Here is a 17545-nt window from a genome sequence, read left to right as displayed (position 1 = left end):
CTGCAAAATCGAGCCCACACCTATGATCGCTTACCTCTGCCGCCTCGCCCCCGCGCTGGCACTAATGCTCGCCGCGTGCCACGTGAACGCCGAGCCCCCTACCCGCCCCCGCGCGCTGCGACCTGGCGACACCATCATGCTGGTCGCTCCGGCCGGCGAGTTGAACAAGAAGCGTGTGATGCTCGCGGTCGAGCGGCTCCAGGAACGGGGCTTCAAGGTCGTCGTCCCCGACACCCTCTTCCGCCAGCGCGGCTACCTCGCCGGCACGGATGAAGAACGTGCGGAGGAGCTGATGCGGGCGTTCCGCGATCCGGAGGTCGACGCGGTCTTCCCCGGCACCGGCGGCTACGGCGTCACTCGGATGCTGCCGCTGCTCGACTGGGAAGAGATCGCCAGACACCCGAAGATCGTGATCGGCTTCAGCGACATCACCGCCCTGCACCTAGCGATTGCCGCCAAGTGCAACCTGGTGACATTCCACTCGCCGAACCCGCAGTACGGACTGGGCTCGGACGATGACCTCACGCCGTACTCCGCCAAGTACTTCTGGCGCAACATCCTGGCGTCGGAGAACACGGGCCCGCAGGGGTTCCGGTACGAGCAGCCCGCGAGCGTCGGCCCGCTGAAGCGAATCGCCGGCGGAAGAGTCGAGGCGACTGCGACCGGCGGCAACCTGTCGCTGCTGGCGGCGACCATCGGCACTCCGTACGAGGTCATCACCGACGGCCGCATCCTGTTTGTCGAAGATGTGCGCGAGGCCCCCTACCGCATCGACCGGATGCTGAGTCAACTCAAGCTGGCCGGCAAGCTCGATAAGCTGGCGGGCGTGGTGCTGGGGCAGTTCCGAGACTGCGACGAGAAGGACGACGAGGGGAGTCTGTCGCTCGCACAAGTTTTCGACGACTACTTCGCCGACGCTCCGTACCCGGTGGTCTCGAACTTCGCCGCGGGCCATGTCTCGCAGAACGGGACCGTGCCGTTCGGTGTCCCCTGCCGACTCGACGCCGAAGCACTGACGTTCGAGGTGCTCGAGAACCCCGTTTCGGTCGAGTAGCCCTCGCCTCCACTCTCCTGCAAGCGGTTTGAGCAGATGCGATTCACCAAGATGCACGGCGCCGGCAACGACTACGTTTATGTCAACGGCTTCGAGGAGTCGCTGCCCGAGGACCTGCCGGGACTGGCGCGTCGGATCGCGGACCGGCGGTTCGGCGTCGGCGGGGACGGGCTGATCCTCATCCTGCCCTCGGACGTGGGCGACGTGCGGATGCGGATGTTCAACTCGAACGGCGGCGAGGCCGAGATGTGCGGCAACGGCATCCGCTGCGTCGCCAAGTACACCTACGACCACGGCGTGTGCCGCAACCCGGAGCTCAAGGTCGAGACCCTCGCCGGCGTGCTCACCGCGTATCTTACGGTGTCCGATGGATTGGTTGAGCAGGTACGGGTCAACATGGGGCCGCCGCGGCTCGCTCCTGCACAGCTCCCCACCACCCTGGCGGGGGAGCCGCTTGCCGACATCCCGCTGACGGTTGACGGTCGCGAGGTGCGAGTGACGTGCGTCTCAATGGGCAACCCGCACTGCGTCGTGTTTGTCGATCAGGCTACTGATGACTGGGTGCTGGGGCTCGGCCCCAAGCTCGAAACCCACGAGGTCTTCCCCCAAGCGACCAATGTCGAGTTTGTCGAGGTGCTCTCCCCCACCGAGGTCCGGCAGCGGACCTGGGAACGCGGCTCGGGCGAGACCTGGGCATGCGGCACCGGCGCCTCGGCGGTCTGCGTGGCCGGCGTGCTGACCGGCCGCACCGAACGCAAGATCCTCAACCACCTGCTCGGCGGGGACCTGCTCTTGGAGTGGGACGGCCAGACCGACCGGGTCTGGATGACCGGCCCGGCGGTTGAGGTCTTTTCTGGCGAGTGGCCCTGCTAGCCGCGGCGGCGGCGCCAGCGGTGCGCGAACCCACCAGGGGCCCTGCGTGTCCAACTGGCGATATCATTCGCGCGCTAATCTCTCAGACGCTAACGAAGTCGGACTTCCGCAACGCGTTTGTCCGACCTGTGCAGCCGCCCTATAGTGAACCATCCCCTCCCGCGGCGCGTCCTCCCCCTGCCCGCTGGCGCCCCCCCCCCTCCACGCGAATCTGATGAAGCCCACGCAGTTGTTGCCGCTGGCCCTCGCCTGCCTGATTGGCTGCGGCGCCCCGAAACAATCCGGCCCCGCTGGCGCGCCCCCTCCGCCGCAAGTGAAGGTCGCCAGGCCGGTGGTGATGGAGCTGGTCGATTGGGACCCGTACATCGGCCGCCTGGAAGCGGTCGAGTCGGTAGATGTCCGGGCGAATGTCAGCGGCTACCTGATGGAACACTACTTCGAGGAGGGGCAGATCGTCCGCAAGGGCGAACCGCTGTTCCTAATCGACCCGCGCCCGTTCGAGGCTCAGCTCGCCGAGGCCGAGGCCGGCCTCAACCAAGCCCAGGCCGACCACGCCGAGGCCCAGGCCTTTGTCCTTCAGAGCGAGGCCGAGCGCGGCCAGGTCCAGGCGCGTCTCGACCTGGCGAACTCGCGGCTCAAACGCGCCAAGCCGTTGGCGCCAACCGGCGCCATCACCGGCGACGAGCTCGACATCATGGAGAGCGAACGCCAGCAGGCCGAGGCCGACCTCAACGCGGCCGACGCGATCATCGAATCGTCCAAGGCTCGGGTAGTGGCCGCCAAGGCCGCGGTCACCTCTGCCGAAGCGGCCGTCCGGACCGCCTGGCTGAATGTCTCTTACACGCAGATCGACGCGCCGATCGGGGGGCGGATCAGCCGCCGCTACGCCACAACCGGCAACCTGATCACCGGCGGCATCCCCGGCTCAACGCTGCTCACGACCATCGTCTCTCTCGACCCGATCCACTGCTACTTCGACGCCAACGAACGGGCGTTGCTCAAGTACACGCGGCTCGCAAAGAGCGGGCAGCGCGGCAGCTCGCGGGACGTGAAGAACCCGGTCTTCTTGTCGCTCGTTGACGAGTCGGGGTTTCCTCACAAGGGTCACATGGACTTTGTGGACAACCGCGTCGACGAGTCGACCGGCACGATGCGGGGCAGGGCGATCTTCCCCAACCCCGACCAGTTGCTGTCGCCCGGCATGTTCGCCAAGATCCGTATCCCGGGGAGCGGCCAGTACGAAGCCCTGCTGATCCCCGACTCCGCGGTCGGGTTCGACCAGTCGGAACAATTTGTGTACGTCGTCGGCGAGGGCAGCAAGGCGGAACGCCGCCTGGTCGAGCTTGGACCGATGTCGCACGGCCTGCGGGTCGTGCGTCAAGGAATCGAACACGGCGATGAGGTTGTCGTTGGGGGCCTGCAGATGGTCCGCGCCGGCGCGCCGCTCTCGCCAGACATCACCGAGGTCACCGCCAGCAGCGGCGACGGCCTGCCCACGACCTATCAGCCGGTGCCGAAACAGGAGTGGCTGACCGCCCAGCCGGCTTCGCTGCCAACCGCCAGGACGGCCAGCACCGAGGGGACGGCAGGTTGAGATTCGCCCACTTCTTCATCGACAGGCCGATCTTCGCGACCGTGCTGTCGACGGTTGTCGTCCTGTTGGGGGCGATCAGCTACACCCAGCTGCCGGTTTCTCAGTACCCTGACATCGCGCTGCCGACGGTCGTGGTCCGCGCCAGCTACCCCGGCGCGACCCCCGAGATCATCGCCGCGACCGTCGCGACGCCGCTCGAGCAGGAGATCAACGGCGTCGAGGGGATGCTGTACATGGAGTCTCAGTCGACCCCAGACGGCTCGCTGCAGATCACGGTCACGTTCGAACTCGGCGCCGACCCCGACGACGCCCAGGTGCTGGTGCAGAACCGCGTCGCGGTGGCCGAGCCCCGGCTCCCGGCCGAGACCCGCCAACTCGGCGTCACGACCCGCAAGAGCTCGCCCGAGCTGCTGCTGGTCGTGCACATGATCTCGCCCGACGACAGCCGGGATCAGCTCTACATCAGCAACTACGCCTACTTGCACGTCCGAGACGCGCTCGCCCGGCTGCCCGGCGTCGGCGACCTGACCGTGTTCGGCGGGGCCCAGTACAGCATGCGGGTGTGGCTCGACATCGAGCAGATCGCTGCGCGGGAGATGACGGCCGGCGAGGTGATCGCTGCGCTCCGCGAGCAGAACGTGCAGGTCTCGGCCGGCTCGCTGGGCCAGCCGCCGGTTGAGGAGCAAGCGGCGTTCCAGCTCGCCATCTCCAGCAAGGGCCGGCTCCGCACCGCCGACGAGTTCGGTGAGATCGTCGTCAAGGCGGGCGACGACGGCCGTCTCACGCGGCTGCAGGACGTCGCGGACATCGAGCTCGGAGCCGAGAGCTACGACGTCAACAGCTACCTCGACAGCCAGAACGCCGTGGCGATCCTGGTTTTCGCCCGCGCCGGCGCCAACGGCGTCGCGACCGCCCACGAGGTGAAGCGGGTGATGGGAGAGGTCAGCAAGGACTTTCCGCCCGGCATCGACTACCGCATCGTCTACAACCCAATGGACTTCGTCGAAGACTCGATCAACGAGGTCTTTAGCACGCTGATCATCGCCACCCTGCTGGTGGTGCTGACCGTGTTCATCTTCCTGCAGCGCTGGCAGGCGACCCTGATCCCGATTATGGCGATCCCGATCTCGCTGATCGGGGCGTTCGCCATGATGCGGGCGTTTGGTTTCAGCCTGAACAACTTGTCGCTATTCGGGCTGGTTCTCGCGATCGGCGTCGTGGTGGACGACGCGATTGTCGTCGTCGAGAACGTGGAGCGGCTGATCGCCAAGGGGCTCGCCCCCAAAGACGCCACCAAGCAAGCGATGACCGAGGTCGGGTCGGCCCTGATCGCCACCACGCTCGTGCTGATCTCGGTGTTCGTGCCGACTAGTTTCCTGCCCGGCATCAGCGGCGAGTTCTACCGCCAGTTCGCGCTGACGATCGCCGGCGCCACCACGATTTCGACGTTCGTTTCGCTGACGCTGACGCCGGCCATGTGCGGGCTGCTGCTCCGCCCGCTGGACGCCAAGCCAGGCCTCTTCACCCGCTTCTTCAACCTGCTGTTCGGCTGGTTCTTCCGTCCGTTCAACAAGGTATTCGCCTGGTCTGAAAACCTGTACGCCGGGTTTGTGCGGCGGACCATGCGGGTCACCCTGCTGGCCGTCGTAATCTACGCGGCCGTGCTGGGCGGCGGCTTCTACGCGAGCCAGGCCATCCCCCCCGGCTTTATCCCCGACCAGGACCAGGGCTACTTTATTGTGGTGGCCCAGCTGCCCGACAGCGCTTCGCTCGGCCGGACCGACGAGGTTGTGCGGCAGATCAGCAAGCTCTCGATGGAGACGCCCGGCGTCCGCAACGCGGTCGCCTTCGCCGGCTTCTCGGGCGCCACCCGCACCAACAACTCGAATGCGGCGGCCGTGTTCACCGCGTTGGACGACGCGTCCGACCGCGCCGCCCAGGGGCTGACATCCGACGTCGTGCTGGCCGATTTGCGGAAGCGTATCAGCACAATCAAGGACGCCGGCATCTTTGTGCTGCCGCCCCCACCGGTGCGTGGCATCGGCAACGCCGGCGGCTTCAAGGCGCAGGTGCAGGACCGCTCCGGCGCCGGCTTCGCCGCGCTCCGCGACGCGGCCAACGCCATGCTGGCCGCCGCGAACCAAGAGCCCGGGCTCGTGCAGGTGTTCAGCACCTTCAGGGCCGACGCCCCGCAGCTGTTCGTCGACATCGACCGCCAGAAAGCCGAGATGCTGGACGTGCCCGTGGGCGCCGTTTTCGAGGCCCTGCAGGTGTACCTCGGCTCGGTCTACGTGAACGACTTCAACCTGCTCGGCCGCACCTACCGCGTCACCGCACAGGCCGACCACCGCTTCCGCGACGACATCAACGACGTCTACCGACTCCGCACCCGCAGCACCGACGGCGCGCTGGTGCCGGTTGGCACGGTCGCCGAGGTGCAGCGCCGCACCGCCCCCGACCGCGTCGTCCGCTACAACCTGTTCCCCGCCGCGGACATCAACGGCAGCACGCTGCCCGGCGTCAGCACCGGCGCGGCGATGCAGGCGGTTGACCGGATCGCTGAGGAGAATCTGCCGCCGGGCTTCGGCCTGGAATGGACCGACCTGGCCTACCAGGAACGCAAGGCCGGCGACATGGCGATGTACATTTTTCCGGCGTGCGTGCTGTTCGTGTTCCTGACGCTCGCCGCTCAGTATGAGAGCTGGCTGCTGCCGCTCGCGATCATCCTGATCGTGCCGCTCTGCTTGCTGTTTGGGCTGTTTGGCATTTGGCTCCGCGGCATGGACAACAACATCCTCACGCAGATCGGGCTGGTGGTGCTGGTCGCCCTGGCCTGCAAGAACGCAATCCTGATCGTCGAGTTCGCCAAGACGCTGGAGGACGAGGGCCATTCGCGCGTCGACGCCGCGGTCGAGGCGTGCCGCCTGCGGCTGCGGGCAATCCTGATGACGGCCCTCTCGTTCGTGCTCGGCGTGGTGCCGCTGCTGATCGCGACCGGAGCCGGATCCGAGATGCGACGCGTGCTCGGCACCACGGTGTTCAGCGGCATGCTCGGCGTCACCGTGGTCGGCCTTCTGCTGACGCCTGTTTTCTACGTGCTGCTGCGGGCTATGGTATCCTGGCGGACGCCCGCCGAAGCCGCCCCGAAGGGGAAGTCGGCTGTGGACAACTAGCCATTAACTAGCCGCCAACTCTGCCGAGATCTGTCGCATGCCCCTCCGCCTTAGCTCGTGGGTCCTGGCAGCGGCAGCAGGGGCATCGCTCGCCTTCGGTTCGATGCCCGCGGCTGGCGGAGCGGAACTTCAGGAAGTGCGCTTCGAGCCAAGCTCTGCCGAGCTCCTCAACCCCGAACGCGGCTTCTGCATCCAGCTCGACACTCGCAAACGCCTTCAGCCGATCGAACCCGCACAGTTCCAGCGAGCGCGGTCAACCGGCGTGACGCTTGTCAATCGGATTTTCTACCTGAAAGACTTCCGCGATCGATGGCTCACCGATCGGGCGCTCGCAACCATCGAGCAAGACTTCGCCGCTGCTCGCGAACACGGCGTCAAGCTCGTACCGCGCTTCGCGTACAGCTCGCGGATCGGCGAGGCCGACGCGTCCGAGGACGTGGTGCTGCGTCACATTCGGCAGCTCAAGCCGCTGCTCACGAAAAACTCGGATGTCATCCTGACCCTGCAGGCGGGCTTCATTGGCGCCTGGGGCGAGTGGCACGCGTCCACCAACGGTCTTGACTCGGCAGGACCGATGCGTCGTGTAGCAATGGGGCTGCTCGACGCGCTGCCGCCCGATCGCTGCATCCAGGTGCGTACGCCGAAGGCCAAGCAGCAGGTCGTGCAACGTCCGCGGCCGCTCAACGCGGACCGGGCATTCGACGGCTCGCCGGCGGCACGAATCGGCCACCACAACGACTGCTTCGTCGCCGACGAGACAGACGTCGGCACCTACCGCGACGATCAGGCCGCAGAGGACCGCGAGTTCGTCGCGACCGAGACTTGCTTCCTGCCAATGGGCGGCGAAACCTGCCGCAACAGCGAATACGCCGGCGGCGCCCGGGCGCTCCGCGAACTGAGCGCGATGCATTGGACCTACCTTAACCGCTCGTACCACCGCGGCGTGCTGCGGCGTTGGCAGGAGCAGGGCGCCCTCACCGAGGTGCGTGACCGGCTTGGCTACCGGCTTTCGATCACTTCGGTTCAGTTGTCAAAGTCGGTCGCGGCAGGCGGCCAACTGCGCGGCAAGATCGTCCTGATAAACCTCGGCTGGGCGGCGCCGGTCAACCCGCGGCCGCTCGAACTCATCCTGGCGAACGCCGACACCGAGCAGCGTTTCACCCTCCCGACCGAAGTCCGCACTTGGCTGCCAGGTGAGCCCATCGTGGTCGAGTTTGATCTATCGCTGGACAGCCAACTCGAAACAGGCGCCTACCACGCACTGCTATCGCTGCCCGACCCGGCGCCCAAGCTGCGCGACGACCCGAGGTACGCTATTCGACTCGCTAACGACGACCTGTGGGAACCAGAAACTGGCCGGCACTTGCTGCCCGTCACGGTGGGCATCGGCCGCTGACTACCGCCGCCAGCGCGCCGGTTGGCTCGCCGCCCCGCAGAGCGTAAACTAGCGAAGCTGCGATTTCGGCCCGGTAGCTCAGTCGGTTAGAGCAGGGGACTCATAATCCCTTGGTCGGGGGTTCGAGTCCCTCCCGGGCTAATGACTTACGTCGACGCCGACTCCCCAAATGGCAGGGAACTGGCACGGAACTCGCCCCTCCTCCGACCAAAAGTGTTTCACTCTTTGGTCGGGGGCGGGTATCTTCGAGGTGACGCGGCCCCGCGGCCCGTCCCTCCGGCTCGCTCGTGTGGATGAGCAACCCCAGCCGGAGGAGAACAAGATGGCGCGTCCCCCCAAGCCGTGGTACCGCAAGGAGCGCCGCGCGTGGTTCGTCACGCTCGACGGCGTCCAGCACAACCTGGGCCCCGACCAGGCCCTCGCCCTGTCGCGTTTCGCCAAGCTGCTCGCGCAGTTCGCGGGCGATCGCTGCCAGCTGCCCGATACGTTTGCCGAGCTGGCCGACGCGTTCCTCGAGTGGACGCAGCGGAACCGCTCCGAGGCGACCTACCTGTGGTACCTCAAGGCGCTGCAGTCGTTCGTCCGCCGCTACCCCGACGTGAAGCCGGAGCAGCTGCGTCCGTTCCACGTCGAGACCTGGGCCGCCGAGCACGGCGGCGCCACCAACACCCGCCGCAACCGCATGCGGGCGGTCAAGCGCTGCCTGCGGTGGGCCCACCGCCAGGGCTACATCGACCGCGACCCGGTCGTGGCGCTCGAGGTCCCCAACGGCCCGCCCCGCGACGTGTACGTGTCGCCCGAGGAGTTCGCCGAACTGCTCTCGCACGTGAAGTGCCCCGAGTTTGCCGACCTATTGACCGTCGTGTACGAGGTTGGCTGCCGCCCCCAGGAGATCCTCCGATTGGAGCCCCGCCACGTCGACCTCAAGCACTCGCGGTGGGTGATCCCCGCCTCAGAAGCCAAGGGCAAGCGGGCGCCACGGGTGGTCTACCTGACGGAGAAGGCGCAGGCAATCACCGAGCGATACCTCGCTAGGTACCCGGGCGGCAAGCTGTTCTGCAACTCGCAGGGCCTGCCGTGGGACCCCTACTCCACCGCCTGCCACGCCCGGCGGGTGCAGCTGCGGATGGGGCGGGCCCGCATGAAGGCCCGAGGCATCACCGTTCCCGATCACGAGGTGGTCGAGCTGGCCGTGCAGCTGGCCGACGACAAGCGGCGCAAGGAGGACGAGCGGCTGACGAACGCCGGCAAACGCCCCAAGCGGCGCCCGCGGCTCAACACGCCCAAGACTGACACGTACTGGACGCGGGTCGCCAGGCAACGGCTGGTCGACAAGCGGGCGTCGGAGCTCGCCGAGCGACGGTCGCTCTACTCGCTGCGCCACTCCTGGGCCACCAACGCCCTGCAGAGCGGCGTCGACCCGCTCACCGCGGCGGTGCTGATGGGCCACCGCGACCCGTCGATGCTGGCGCGGGTCTACCAGCACCTGTCGCACAACCCGGAGCACCTGCTGAAGCAGATGAAGAAGGCGCGGGGGGAGTGATTGCCGGCCATCCGAGACGGTTGGCTACCGAGGCTCACGGCTCGAGGAGCCTGGTGAGCTCGGCGTCCCACTTGTCGATCATCTTCTGGCGGCTGAAGTGCGCGTGGTAGACGGCGTGGCAGTGCTGGCGGAGAGCCACGAGCCGCTCGGGGTCCTGCGCGAGTCGACGCAGCTCGTCGGCGACCTCACCGACCGTGTCCGGCGTCACCACCCAGCCGACGTTGTGCTGGCGGATCCACTGCGCGATGGCAGACTGCTCCGAGCCGGCGAACAAGACTCCCCTTCCTGCTGCCAACGCCCCGAAGAATTTCGAGGGCACGACGGTCCCGGTCCACTCGGGCGTGAGGCTGACCAGATGCAAGTCGCACGAGGTGAGCCGCTTCTCGAGCTCGGCTTCGGGGGCGAAGCCAGTGAAGGAGACGTTCTCGTCGTCGGGACCAACGGCGGCCTTGAGCTCGTCCGCGCGGTGGCCCCGCCCCGCGAAGCAGAACCGCACGCCATCGCCCCGCAGCTCACGGGCCAGGTCCAAGAACTCCGCGTAGCTGTGGGCACGTCCGAAGCTGCCCGAGTAGAGCAACGCCAGCTTGGCATCGCCAAACAGGTCGGAGCGTACGCCCGAGTCGGGCTCAGGCGGCTCGGGCGGTTCGACCAGCGCCCAGGGAGTGATTGTTTCTGCCGCAGCGGTGCCTGCGTTGGGCGCTAGGCGGTCTCGCATGCAGGGGCCAAGGTCGGCAATCAAGTCGCAGCGGCGGTAGCCGAGCCGGGAGACCCAGGAGAAGAGCCGCTCCGTCAGGCTGCCGGCTTTCATCTTCTCATCGGCGACGGCCGCCTCGGGGTAGAGGTCGAAGCACCAGTGGGCCACCCGGGAGTGGCGGCGGAACAGCTTCCACGGGACGGCGGCGCTGACTCCCATCACCGGGTCGGTGCCGACTAGCATGACCTCGTGTTGGTGGCGGCGGGTGAACGCGGCTCGCAGGCCCCAGCTGCCGACCATCCACACCGCGTTGAGCATGCGGCCGAGGCCCGACGACTGGACCCAGGCCGGGCGCCAGACGCGAGTGACCCGGACGCCGTCGAGGGCTTCCGAGTGCGGGAGCGAGGCGTTGCCGCCTGAGTGCAGGCGGTTGGAGGGCCAGGCCTCGACCTGCCAGCCGCGCTTGGCGAGCTCGGCGCCGAGCTCGCTGTAGAGCACGGAGCTGACGACGTCGTCGGGGGCGAAAAAGTGGTAAAGCAGGACCAGTCGCTTTGCTGACAATCGACTACCGCCCGTCCATCGAGGTCCGCATGCCGCTACGTCGCAGTGACCAGTTCAGGATTTGCGGAAACCGGCTGCGGGGCGACCGGGTCGGTTTCGATCAGGCTGGCGAGCTGCTGCTCGACCGGCTCGAGGAAGTCGAGCACGTCCCGCATCGAGTCTAGGCCACCTGCCGTTGGTGAGCCCTTGAGAGAGAGCTTGCCGACGGCGGCGCCGCGGTAGGTAAGCGGGACGACGATGGCCCACTCGTTGTCGGTGCGGACGGCTTGGCTGTCTTCCCAGGCGGCGTAGAAGTGTTCGTGGAGCCGCGGGATGTTGATCGTCAGCCGCAGGCAGCGGACGTCGTGGTTGGGGGCCTGCTCGCACATGCCCTGCCAGAGGTCCCGCCAGGCGCGGCTGCCCTGGAGCTGGATCGAGTGGTGGGTCTTGTCGTCAGCGGTGGGCGTTGCGGGGGCCTTGCGGAGCGACCGGACCCGCTTGGCGAGCTGGTGCAGGACGAGGCTGACCTCGGTGTGGCCAAACACCCGCAGCGACGCCAGCGCGACGAAGACCGCCAGCACGCTGAGGATGGCGAAGGCCTCGTTGTTGGTGTAGTAGCTCAAGAGGGCGCCGGTGCAGGTGACGGTAGTCAACAGGGCGGCCACGGCGGCGGCCTGGCCGGCCGAGAGGCCCCGGAGCAGCAGCGAGTGGTGGAAGTGCCCGCGGTCGGCGGCGAACACGCTCTGGCCGGTCAGCACGCGGCGGAGCAGGGCGGCGGCGGCGTCGAAGATCGGGATCGCACACAACGCGACCGGCACCGCGATGGCCACCGCGGCTTGTTCCTTGACCGAGCAGCTGATCGACACGTACGAGACCACCAGGCCGATGAGCATGCTGCCGGTGTCGCCGAGGTAGATTTTGGCCGGGGGGAAGTTGTATCGCAGGAAGCCGATCAAACCGCCCGCCACCGCGAAGCTGAGCGCCGCGCCGGCCACGTGGCCCTGGCCGAGGGAGATCAGGCCCATTGTCAGGCAGACCACCGCGCCGATGCTGGACGCAAAGGCGTCGGAGCCGTCGATCAGGTTGAACGCGTTGATGGCGCCCAGGCAGAAGAAGATCGCGAACGGGATGGCCAGGTCGCCGAGGTGGATCTGCATCCCAGCCAGGCTAATCATTTCAAAGTGGGCGCCGCCGACGGCCAGCAGGGTGGCGGCCAGGAACTGCCCGATCAGCTTGTAGATGCCGGTCAGGCCGACAAAGTCGTCGACCACGCCGACCACCAGCAGCACGGCCGCGGCGGGCAGCAGGCCGGAGAAGAAGCCGCCCCAGGAGGGGTCGCTCGCCAGGCCGCCCAGGAGGGCCGCCAGCGAAATCGTGGTCACCACCGTGCAGGCGACCGCCAGGCCGCCGCCGAGGGGGACCGATTCGGTCTGCAGCTTGCGGTCGCCGTCGGGCCGGTCGATCAGCGACAGCCGGCCGAACGCCGTGGCGATAATCTTGGTCAGCACCATCGCCAGCAGGACGGACGCGCCGAACAGGAGGGTCGTGGTGAGCGGGGTCACAGGGCGGGCTCCAGACGCAGGGGGGGCGCCTGAGTGGTCGAACCGCGGCGGTCGGGCTGCAGGGCAGCCGCCGGCCGTCAACTCAACGCAGTGGGGAGGGATCGGGGCAAAAGCAAGGTGTCTGGCTCTTCGCGTTGCGGCGTCACGCGGACGTCCGCAGCCCCTATTAAAACCTACCCGTCCGGGGCGTCAAGCTGAAATCCCGGAAACCGACCCGCTGCGGCCTCTGCTCGCGCCTGCCTGCCGGCACACTGCGGGCTACTCGGCGGGATTTCCCCGTACGGAAGCCCGCGGCGGCACGTCTTGGCAAACGACGCTGCCCCCGCAAACCAGGGCGCCTTCCCCTACCGTGACGCCGGGCAGCACAAGGCTGCCGGCCGCCACCCAGGCGTGCGACTCGACCACGATCGGCTTGAGCACCAGGTCGAACGACTCGCGGCGGAAGTCGTGCGACGCCGCGCACAGGAACGCCCGCTGAGACAAGCAAACGTTCGAGCCGATCGTGACCGGCGCCAGGTTGTGGATCCAAACCTCCTCACCAATCCAGACGTGATCCCCGATGGCGAGCCGCCAAGGGTGGGTCACATTTACGGCCGCGCGGATCACCACGCCGCGGCCGATGGCGGCGCCGAACCGCCGCAGCAGCCAGACCCGCCAGGCCGAGGGGAAAGGGAGCCGCGGGAAGAAGAAGCAGAACTTGCAGAGCACCCACGCGGCCTCGACCAGGGCCGACGCGCCGCGGTCGAAGTTGGCTCGGTAGCCGGTAAGCTGAATGAGGGGCCGATTATTCGCTGGCGGCTGGGACATCGTCATACTTCTCCGAGACCAAGAGCATGTTGGAATCTTGCCTGCCTTTGCGATACCACGACTGACCAAAGCGAAGGGTACGGCGATCAGACCGCTATCTGAAACTGCAATCAACGCGGGAGGCATCAGCTAGTGCGAAAAAGAAACTGGCAAGAGGCGCCGTTCGCAATTGCATCGATCAGTCCTTCACCACGCATTCGGGCGGGGAGCCACCGCGGACCATCCACTTGTACACATCAACCATCTGCCTAGCAATCTCCGGCCAAGAAAACCGTTGCGCAACGACGGTCTGGCCTCGTCTTCCCATCGCTTGCAGCTCGTCCGGGTGGGTGGCTAAAGCGTCGCGGAGAGTCTCACGAAGCGGCCCCGGTTCCATTGGAATCCACCAGCCGCAGCGTTCGCTCTCTAAGCACTCCCACGGTGCGCCGTGCGTTGTAATGACCGGTAGGCCTGCCATCAACGCCTCGGCAACGACGACGCCAAAGTTCTCGCTGTAGGTTGGGAGAACAAACAAGCTGGCGTTCCGGTACAGTGACCACTTTTCCGAGCCGTCAATCGGACCGACATATCGAACTCGAGGCGGAAGGTTGAGCCGACGCATGATCCCTTGTTCGTCCTGGCCTGCGATGACAAGTTCCCAGTCGTCGGGCGCAACCGCCACCCAAGCTTCTAGCAGCTCGCGTACACCTTTCTTTACGTGGATCCTCGACAGAAACAGCGCGTAGCGGCGGTCCGACGCCTGGACGCTCGATTCTTCTTCCGGCGGTAGGTCAACGCCGTTGGGAATCATCGCGATCGGCTGAACCAGACCCAATTGCCTCAGTTCGCGTAGTTCAAGTTCGCTCGTCGCGTGAAGTACGTCCGCTGCAGCCAGATCTCTTGCTGCATATGCTTGCCACGCAATAGCCTTTCGGATCCGATGATGGTTGCGGGCCCATGGGCTCAGCATGCCGCGAGGAGCCACGATTCTTGGTAGGCTAAGTTGGCGACTCATTAACGCTGAGAGGTGATTGATGCGGGCCCACTGCCCGTGGTCGTGGAGCAGTGTCGGCGCGGCAGACGGGCTTTTGACCGCTTCACTGAACTGGCGCCAGTCCGCAAAAACTGCAGTCGTGATGTCTTCGTCAAGCGACTGAGTCGATGTTGCAAGTGAAGGAACCGTTCGTGCAGGACCTCCGTAGGACGCAGCCAGGCTCTTTACCGTGTGGAGGACGCTCAGCTGTGGATTCATTTGAGCCTGGGCCGACTGACTGGCAATGCCAATGGGCCGTACGTCGGAGTGTGAACGCGGGAGCCTTGCGTATAGCACATGCGGATCTGGCCTTGACTGCCGTCGCTTTTACCGACCGCCTGCAAATCCTCTGTCCGCACTACTCTAGCGAACGTACGATTGCGCGTCGCAAGCGGTCCTTGGAAAGCTGGGCGCCGTACTCTGTCAAGTGATCATCATCTAGGTAGACGACCTCGCGGCCGTCGAGCACTATCGCCTTCAAATCCTGCAAGTATAGGTCGGTCAGAGAAACTACATGCACCGATGGAAAACGCAAGCTGAGCACGTCCATCAATCGCCTTCCTTCCTCCAGCTTGTCAATGTTCGTGGCAGGCAGGAAGAAACGCGAGCCTTCCTGCGGCGTGACATTCAAGTAAGCAAGCGACTGCAAAACGGACCTGTCTTCTGCAATGTCTAATTCCGGCGGCTGCTCTAAAAGAAGCGCTCTGTCGCAGTTCTCTGTAACAAGCTCGATCAGCGGCATGACCTGCGTCTCGTCGACTTTTGACCATCGGCACGCAATGATTGCTAGTCGGGGCTTTGCGGAAGCGAGCATCTCTTCGCGTGCCCGGTCATACGCAGCCTTTTCGTCGGCGTCTAGGTGCTTTGCTAGTGCGTCTGGCGGTCCGAGATAGGGCTTCACTCCATTCATCGACCAGAAAGCTGCAGCTAGGCCTAGCGAGTCCGTTACTTCGTTGATCGTATGTGACCACATCGTCCCGTGTGAGTCACCAATAACTACCACGCTAGGTCGGTTGCCCAGATCGGAACGCGAGACGATGCCTGTCGAGCGGTATGCGGTGGGCGAGTGCTCTTTCTCCGGAACCGTCACACCCAGCATCGTTGGGCTTTGGGATGAGTCCGGCGAATGCGGTCGAAGGTCATAGAAATCGCCATACCACACAGGGGGCGCGAATTCCTCTGTGTCATACAGCTCAGGCAGCTTGGATACGCCAATGCAAAGACAGAATGCCAGAGTCGCGATGGCGAGAACCGGGAGGGCAGCGCCTGATCTTCTTCGTACTGGCTGCTCGACTAAGTGGTAGGAGCCGAGTCCGACGATATACGTGAGGGCGATGACTGCTACATCGCTAAGCTCGACTCTAAAATAGTTTCGGTAGACGATGATCGGCCAGTGCCACAAGTAGAGGGAGTACGAGATGCGGCCGATGTGAACCAGAATCGGGTGGGCGAGCAGTTTCGACGTCAGGGCCGAGGTTCCTGCGCCGATCAGGGCGCAGGAGCCGGTTACCGCCGCAATTGTACCCGCGCCGATCCGCTCACTCAGCGCCATTGACATCGCAAGCAGCACAAGCCCAGCAGTGCCAGCGAATTGAGGGGCGAACCGGAACGCCGGGCCGCGAGTTCGCAATGATTCAAAGACGGCGAGGCAAGCTCCGGCAAGCAACTCCCACGATCTCGGTGGCAGTAGGTAGAAGGTGGCCCAGGGATGCGTTCTTTGCCCCCACACAAACAGTCCTAAGCTAGCCGCCATCGAGATCGCCAGGAATGCGAGGATGGTAGACCGGCGTTGGCAAAGTCTAACGAGAAGCAGGAGAAGCATCGGGTGAACTAAGTAGAACTGCTCTTCTACCGATAGTGACCACGTATGCAAGAGCGGCGACTCTTCTGCGGCTTGCCCCCAGTAATTGCCGGCGTTACGCCAGTAGTAGACGTTGGCGACGGATGCGACCGCGGCCGCTGACTGGAGCCCGAGCGATCGGCGATCGGGTCTATAGGCGACTGTAGCCGCCACGGCCAGATTGAGTATCACAACCGCCAGCAGGGCGGGTAGGATTCGTCGTATCCGACGAGAGTAAAACTCTTTGAAGGTAAATGAGCCGCTAAGCTGTTGCTCCAGCACCAGCGAGGAGATCAGATAGCCGGAGATCACAAAGAAGACGTCGACACCGAGGAACCCCCCTGCGCAGTAGCTCGCCGACAAGTGAAAGAAAATCACTGGAAGGACGGCGACAGCCCGCAGACCGTCGATGTCAGGCCGGTATTTCATTGAGTGGGGTGCACTTTACACGAGCGTTGGCGGGACGCTGCGGGTGTCATCGCCCTTCAGCAGATGGTAAGAAAGCAAGCAGCCCTCGCAGAACCACCTGAAATCGTCGACACTTGCAACCGCGGATCGAGATAACAACGAAGTCAGTAGACTTCGTTAGAGCTTCCAAGGACCGCCTGAGGCAATCGGCATGGCCAGCTAGAAATGTCGTTCATGATGGGCGACTCCAAACCCCGTTCAGTAGAGTTTTGAATTTTCTTGCGGGCGAAAGCAGAGTCGCACTCAAGCCCTCTCTATCGCGGGCCTTATTGGCATGCGGAAATGCTTTTCTTGGAATTCTCGCCCCTAAGAACGGGCATAGTTTCTCCCAGCCATCCCCTTCGGCGAGATCTAGGACAAGAAGGTCATGCGGGCGGTCCTTGAAGTACTCGATGACTTCGTCATTGTGGTCTTGAAAACGTTTGGTATACACGGGCTCGTTACCCTCGGGGCACCCAACGCCATAAATCCATTGCCTCATTGGCGTCACATCTCGGCCAAAGTGCTTGACTTGACTCCTTATCCAGGCTTCTGGGCGTCTAATTGTTAGGATGAATTTGCTGGCGGGAAACCTCATATCGAGATCCTTGTAGATGATTGGCCAAGGATTGTCTTGAAATGCATCAAACTGCTCTACCAAGTCGTAGCACATCGCGTGAACGTTCTCCGCAATCCTTGGATCGTGAACCCCATTTGGGCCTGTCACACGATAGCCAAGACGCCCCAATGCTACGCCAAGACTAGAAGTGCCCGTCTTATGGAATCCAATACAGAATACTTTAGGATGCATTTGCACTTACCTATTATCGACTAATAGCGAGAAACCTGAATGCTGTCTGCGGATCTGAGTTAACAGCAATGCCGGCCGTGAAACGGTGATTATTCAATTCAAGTGTTTGATTCAGCCAACGGTCGAGAGGACAACTTATGGTTGAACTCGATTGCGGCTGCCTTCGCGAATGTCTGATCCCAGGTTAACTGCCCTAGGC

Annotated in this window: 12 protein-coding genes and 1 tRNA gene; 7 read left to right on the top strand and 6 right to left on the bottom strand. The window is 64.8% G+C overall.

What is annotated here, in order from left to right; translation table 11 throughout:
* The first annotated feature begins 22 nt into the window (after positions 1-22).
* The 7 genes from Pla123a_RS06015 (at position 23) to Pla123a_RS05985 (ending at position 9633) form a co-directional block, all read left to right on the top strand.
* On the top strand, positions 23-1054 hold the full coding sequence (locus tag Pla123a_RS06015; protein WP_146584870.1) for a S66 peptidase family protein: 1032 nt from the start codon (positions 23-25) through the stop codon (positions 1052-1054).
* Positions 1055-1090: 36 nt separating this feature from the next.
* Positions 1091-1927, top strand: a complete 837-nt coding sequence (gene dapF / locus Pla123a_RS06010; RefSeq protein ID WP_146584868.1) for a diaminopimelate epimerase — start codon at positions 1091-1093, stop codon at positions 1925-1927.
* A 214-nt stretch (positions 1928-2141) separates the two neighbouring features.
* Positions 2142-3521, top strand: coding sequence for an efflux RND transporter periplasmic adaptor subunit (locus Pla123a_RS06005; RefSeq protein ID WP_146584866.1), 1380 nt, complete (start codon positions 2142-2144; stop codon positions 3519-3521).
* On the top strand, positions 3518-6694 hold the full coding sequence (locus Pla123a_RS06000) for an efflux RND transporter permease subunit (protein WP_146584864.1): 3177 nt from the start codon (positions 3518-3520) through the stop codon (positions 6692-6694). Before Pla123a_RS06005 ends, Pla123a_RS06000 begins: the two co-directional genes overlap by 4 nt.
* A 37-nt stretch (positions 6695-6731) precedes the next feature.
* Positions 6732-8090, top strand: a complete 1359-nt coding sequence (locus Pla123a_RS05995) for a DUF4832 domain-containing protein (protein ID WP_146584862.1) — start codon at positions 6732-6734, stop codon at positions 8088-8090.
* Positions 8091-8157: 67 nt separating this feature from the next.
* Positions 8158-8231: transfer RNA gene (locus Pla123a_RS05990), tRNA-Ile, on the top strand.
* A gap of 181 nt (positions 8232-8412) precedes the next feature.
* Entirely contained in the window at positions 8413-9633 is a 1221-nt protein-coding gene (locus Pla123a_RS05985; RefSeq protein ID WP_197527719.1) for a site-specific integrase, read from the top strand.
* A gap of 34 nt (positions 9634-9667) precedes the next feature.
* On the opposite strand, the gene Pla123a_RS05980 is transcribed toward Pla123a_RS05985, so the two are convergent.
* From Pla123a_RS05980 to Pla123a_RS05955, 6 genes are all read right to left on the bottom strand, one after another.
* Positions 9668-10888, bottom strand: a complete 1221-nt coding sequence (locus tag Pla123a_RS05980) for a glycosyltransferase family 4 protein (protein ID WP_146584858.1) — start codon at positions 10886-10888, stop codon at positions 9668-9670.
* 35 nt (positions 10889-10923) lie between these two features.
* Positions 10924-12429, bottom strand: a complete 1506-nt coding sequence (locus tag Pla123a_RS05975; protein WP_146584856.1) for a glycosyltransferase family 4 protein — start codon at positions 12427-12429, stop codon at positions 10924-10926.
* A 258-nt stretch (positions 12430-12687) separates the two neighbouring features.
* Positions 12688-13236 carry a WcaF family extracellular polysaccharide biosynthesis acetyltransferase gene (locus Pla123a_RS05970; protein ID WP_231956339.1) on the bottom strand — a complete coding sequence of 183 codons (549 nt, stop codon included), beginning with the start codon at positions 13234-13236 and terminating at the stop codon, positions 12688-12690.
* 178 nt (positions 13237-13414) lie between these two features.
* The gene (locus Pla123a_RS05965; protein WP_146584854.1) at positions 13415-14467 is read right to left on the bottom strand and encodes a glycosyltransferase; all 1053 of its coding nucleotides are present in this window, start codon (positions 14465-14467) and stop codon (positions 13415-13417) included.
* Positions 14468-14606: 139 nt separating this feature from the next.
* Positions 14607-16517 (bottom strand): acyltransferase family protein, encoded by a 1911-nt coding sequence (locus tag Pla123a_RS05960; protein WP_146584852.1) that lies wholly within the window; start codon positions 16515-16517, stop codon positions 14607-14609.
* A 211-nt stretch (positions 16518-16728) separates the two neighbouring features.
* Complete coding sequence (locus Pla123a_RS05955) at positions 16729-17346, bottom strand: sulfotransferase family protein (RefSeq protein WP_197527718.1); 618 nt, start codon at positions 17344-17346, stop codon at positions 16729-16731.
* Positions 17347-17545 lie beyond the last annotated feature (199 nt).

It is taken from the genome of Posidoniimonas polymericola, assembly GCF_007859935.1.
GTDB classification, from domain to species: domain Bacteria; phylum Planctomycetota; class Planctomycetia; order Pirellulales; family Lacipirellulaceae; genus Posidoniimonas; species Posidoniimonas polymericola.
This window is presented reverse-complemented; position numbering and strand designations above follow the sequence as displayed.